Annotated in this window: 5 protein-coding genes; 1 reads left to right on the forward strand and 4 read right to left on the reverse strand. The window is 42.1% G+C overall.

The features are described from left to right. Window positions 1–218: 218 nt before the first annotated feature. Window positions 219–839: a TVP38/TMEM64 family protein gene (locus tag RCH62_RS08260; RefSeq protein WP_306475004.1), complete on the forward strand. Its 621-nt coding sequence runs from the start codon at window positions 219–221 to the stop codon at window positions 837–839. Between the two features lie 32 nt (window positions 840–871). On the opposite strand, the gene RCH62_RS08265 is transcribed toward RCH62_RS08260, so the two are convergent. From RCH62_RS08265 to gatB, 4 genes are all read right to left on the reverse strand, one after another. Next, window positions 872–1,783, reverse strand: coding sequence for a DMT family transporter (locus tag RCH62_RS08265; RefSeq protein WP_306475005.1), 912 nt, complete (start codon window positions 1,781–1,783; stop codon window positions 872–874). 86 nt (window positions 1,784–1,869) lie between these two features. After that, the gene (locus RCH62_RS08270; protein ID WP_293882799.1) at window positions 1,870–2,910 is read right to left on the reverse strand and encodes a 2,3-butanediol dehydrogenase; all 1,041 of its coding nucleotides are present in this window, start codon (window positions 2,908–2,910) and stop codon (window positions 1,870–1,872) included. Between the two features lie 108 nt (window positions 2,911–3,018). Beyond that, window positions 3,019–3,399: a hypothetical protein gene (locus RCH62_RS08275; RefSeq protein ID WP_306475006.1), complete on the reverse strand. Its 381-nt coding sequence runs from the start codon at window positions 3,397–3,399 to the stop codon at window positions 3,019–3,021. Window positions 3,400–3,498: 99 nt separating this feature from the next. Further along, window positions 3,499–4,451: Asp-tRNA(Asn)/Glu-tRNA(Gln) amidotransferase subunit GatB (gene gatB / locus RCH62_RS08280; protein WP_306475007.1), on the reverse strand; the 953-nt coding region annotated here is incomplete at its 5' end.

Here is a 4,451-nt window from a genome sequence, read left to right on the forward strand (position 1 = left end):
ACCGCAAAATCTGGTTTGTAATTTTCGATTGACACGTTTTTCTCCATTTTTTATATTCTCTTCATTGTAGCATAAATGGACGTATTTTGCACTTGCTTCGTTGTCTCCCCTTTGTAAGAGGACCCATTCTATCTCTTTGATATTCTCTAAAATAGACAAAATCGTTACAAAGTTCCAAAAACGTGGTATAGTAGAAGAAAAAAATACATGGAAGAGTTATGATAGCAAAAGAAAAAAAATTGAGGGAGGTTTCTCCTCTCCTCCAAAAAATCATCAATTGGTCCTCCATCATTGGAGCCCTCGCAACCCTTGCATTCTGTATCTGGGCCTACTTTTCTGGCATTCTTCAATCTAAAGAAACCCTGTCAGCCTTTATTTTGCAAGCCGGAATCTTTGGGCCTCCTCTTTTTATCTTGCTCCAAATTCTCCAGACGGTGGTGCCGATTATTCCCGGTGCTCTGACATCTGTCGCTGGTGTCTTTATCTATGGCCACATCATTGGGACCATCTACAATTACATCGGCATCGTCATTGGCTGCGCCATTATCTTCCAGCTCGCGAGAATGTACGGGCCTAAATTTGTCCAGTCTATGGTCAGTCAGAAGACTTACGACAAGTATATTAACTGGCTTAACGAAGGCAAGCGTTTTGATCGTTTCTTCATTTTCATGATGATCTGGCCCATCAGTCCAGCGGACTTTCTCTGCATGCTAGCTGGATTGACCAATATGACCTTTAAACGCTATATGACCATTATTATTCTCTGCAAACCAATTACTCTAGTCATCTACACTTATGGACTCACCTATATCATCGACTATTTCTGGCAAATGATGTAAAAAAGATGTTGGGCAAACACCCAGCATCTTTTTTATAGAATTCCTTTTTCTTTTTGAATAATGAAGTCCTTTAGAGTGATCAGGAGGACCGCTAACAGAATCATGCCCATACCCAAGAAGTCAATCATAAAGAAATGCTCCTTCATAATGATAAAGGCAAAGAAAACTGCCGAAATTGGCTCAATAGAGGCTAATAGGCTTCCCTTTACGGCTCCGACCAAAGAGGTCCCTTTAAGAAAGGCTGTGTAGGCAAAAATCGTTCCAATAACAACCAAACCAAAAAGAGCCATCAAGGTATCCAGTCTGTAGTTTCCAGAAAAAGAAAGAAGACCACTAAAAGGAATCATCAGAATTCCTGGAATGACCATCCCAACTCCAATCACCAGCATACTTCCCCATTTTTTAATTAAATTAAGAGGAAGGACAATATACAGAGCATAAGCAAAGGCAGAAACCACTCCCCAAGCCAGACCTTTTGGATTAATGGCCAGTTGGTTGAGTTGACCGTGTGTTGCAATTAAGAATGTACCACCAATCGCTAAAAGCATGGAAGCTACTTCCGCAAGAGTAGGAGCTACTCTATCCTTGATACAGGTATAAGATAAAATCCCCACTGGACAGAGATACTGCAAAACGGTGGCAGTCCCAGCATTGGTTTCTGCAATCGCCTCTAAATAGGTCAATTGAGTTAGTAACAATCCTAAAAATGAAAAAACGAGAAGGGAAAGGTAGGAAGATTTATCTTTAGCAAAGGCTAATACCTTCTCTTTATCCGCTACGTAAGATAATATAATAAGGACAATGCCTGAAAAAAGTAGACGAAAATTAGTTAACCCTATAGCTGAAAAACCATGTGCCATCAAATATTGCCCGCTAACACCAGAAAGCCCCCAAGCAATTCCAGCAATCACAGTCATCAAGGTTCCTTTGAAAGATGTAGACATGTTGCCTCCACAAATATTATTTACATCCTAATTGTAACATAAAAACCAGCCTAAATGGACTGGTTTTATTCATAAAATATACTAATTTACGGCTCAACCAAAATCTTGATTTGCGATTTATCTTGCGTTAATTCGATAAAGCCATCTTGAACAATATTTTCCAATTTGATTTTCTTGGTAACTAATTTTTCAGCGGAGAAGTAGCCTTGTTCCATCAATTCCAATACTTTAGGGAAGATGTGGCGATAAGCGATAATCCCTTTGAGGGTCTTTTCTTGAATGGCGAATTCATTTGGATTGATGCTCGCTTCGCGTTCCCAAATGGATACGACCATACACTCACCAGCCTTATGGACAGCTGCCAAAGCTTGCCCAAGAACAACAGGAACACCTGTTACTTCATAAGACACATCCGCTCCACCATCCGTCAAGCGATGAATGGCTTCAACGATTGATTCACCTTCTTCTGGACGAACAACAATGGCACCTAGCTCTTCTGCTTTGGCTTGACGTTCAGGAGACAATTCAACCGCATAGATTCTTGAAGCACCAGCTGCACGAAGGGCTTCCACGATCAAGAGACCGATAGGCCCCAAACCAAAGATAACCGCGGTATCTCCTGCCTTAATAGCAGATTGACGAACTGCATAAACGGCTACAGCAGCAGGTTCTGTAAGCGCTGCTTGCTCATAGCTCAAGCTATCTGGAATCACATGGACTAAATCTCCATCTAGGACACAGTATTTAGCAAATCCACCATCTGCTGCAAGACCGACGAAGTTCAAGTTTGGATCAAGGTTATAATCACCAATTAAGTTGTGTTTTGCCAAAATTGGCTCAATTGTCACACGATCACCGACTTTGACCCGAGTCACATCGCTTCCAACCTCAACAATTTCTCCAGCAAACTCGTGACCAAGGGTAACGGGTGCTTTTTGACCAGAATAAACATGCTCTTCTGTTGGAATGAAGATTGGTCCATCCAAGTATTCATGCAAGTCTGTCCCACAGATCCCCGTGAATTTAACCGCAACCTTTACTTGATGAGGTTGTACTTTAGGGACTTCTACTTCTTCGATACGAACGTCCTTCTTGCCATGCCAGCGGGCAGCTTTCATTGTTTCCATATGATTCTCCTATTTTTCCATGAATTGCAATTCCCTTTCAGGAAACCCGACAACCACATTGCAAACCTTTTCACAAACTTTGTCAAGAAGAAACAAACAGTTAATATCTTAATTATCGGTCCGAGATGACTCTAATTTCCAACCGACAATCCAGCCCAGAACAAGAAGATAATTTTCAAAAGCTCCAATAGCATTTACTGGCAAATGATAGTTGAGATAAGCAAATAAATGATTGGTCCCAATCCCAAGCCCACCAATGATCAAGGCCAATAGTACCGTTCGAAGATAAAACCAATCATATTTCAGATTTACAGCAATGAGAATCACAAGAACTGCCACATTCCAAATCCCAATCTCCCGCTGCCAACCGATAGAAACACCATATCCTGAATGACTTCCCATATAAGATGGAAAGAATAGCTGGAAGATAATCGCTCCAGACATGGCGATGATGACTAGGATAAATAAAACTCTTAAAAATTTGTTCATGTAACTCCTCCTAATGCCAGTTGATATGTAATGGTCTTTCCTATTCTAACACAATTTTATGGATAGTAAAAACCAACCTCTCGGCTGGTTTTTTCTCTATTACTCTTCTTTCAACTTCGCCAATTCTTGGGCAAGTAACTTGAGGGCTACTTGTGGGTTGGCTTGGCCTTTGGTTGCTTTCATGAGGAAGCCTGTGAAGGCCTTATCCGCATTCCGCTTCCCTGACTTGAAATCGGCTACGGCTGCTTCATTGTCTGCGAAGACTTGGTGGATGATTGGGATCAAGACTTCAGGGTCTGAAATCTGTACCAATCCAGCTTTTTCGACGTATTCACGCGCACCACCACCATTTTTCGCCAAATGAACGAATACCTTCTTGGCAATCTTAGATGAGATGGTGCCATCTTCGATAATGGCAATCATTTCCACCAAGTTTTCTGGTGTCAATTGGATCTCTTCAAGAGTTTTGCCTTCCGCGTTCAAGAATTGAGCCACCTCACCTTGGAGCCAGTTAGACACTTGTTTGGCGTCACCACCAAGGGCTACGGCTGCTTCAAAGAAGTCAGATGTGACCTTAGTAGCTGTCAATTGGTTGGCATCATAGTCAGACAAGCCAAGCTCCGCCACGTAGCGAGCACGGCGATCTTTTGGAAACTCTGGCAACTCTGTACGCATTTCCTCGATCCACTTATCTGAGATTTCAAACAAGGGAAGGTCTGGTTCTGGGAAGTAACGGTAATCCGCCGCTCCTTCTTTGACACGCATTAGAATCGTGCTCTTGTTAGCTTCATCGTAACGGCGTGTTTCTTGACGAATAATCCCACCTGAACGCAAGATTTTCGCTTGACGCTCCACTTCGTATTCAAGACCTTTACGGACGTTTGAGAAAGAGTTCAAGTTTTTCAACTCTGTCTTGGTACCAAATTCCTCTTGACCGTATGGGCGAAGAGAAATGTTGGCATCCACACGCATCGATCCTTCTTCCATCTTGACGTCTGAAATACCTGTGTATTGGATGACTTCTTTCAAAGCTGTCAAATAGGCGTAGGCTT

Origin of the sequence: Streptococcus sp. (assembly GCF_030825805.1) — a bacterium.
Classification (GTDB): Bacteria; Bacillota; Bacilli; order Lactobacillales; family Streptococcaceae; genus Streptococcus.

Excerpts from the sequence above, each read along its gene's own strand:
- RCH62_RS08275 (WP_306475006.1), bottom strand. The coding sequence starts at position 3,399 with ATGAACAAATTTTTAAGAGTTTTATTTATCCTAGTCATCATCGCCATG.
- RCH62_RS08265 (WP_306475005.1), bottom strand. The coding sequence starts at position 1,783 with ATGTCTACATCTTTCAAAGGAACCTTGATGACTGTGATTGCTGGAATT.
- RCH62_RS08270 (WP_293882799.1), bottom strand. The coding sequence starts at position 2,910 with ATGGAAACAATGAAAGCTGCCCGCTGGCATGGCAAGAAGGACGTTCGT.
- RCH62_RS08260 (WP_306475004.1), top strand. The coding sequence starts at position 219 with ATGATAGCAAAAGAAAAAAAATTGAGGGAGGTTTCTCCTCTCCTCCAA.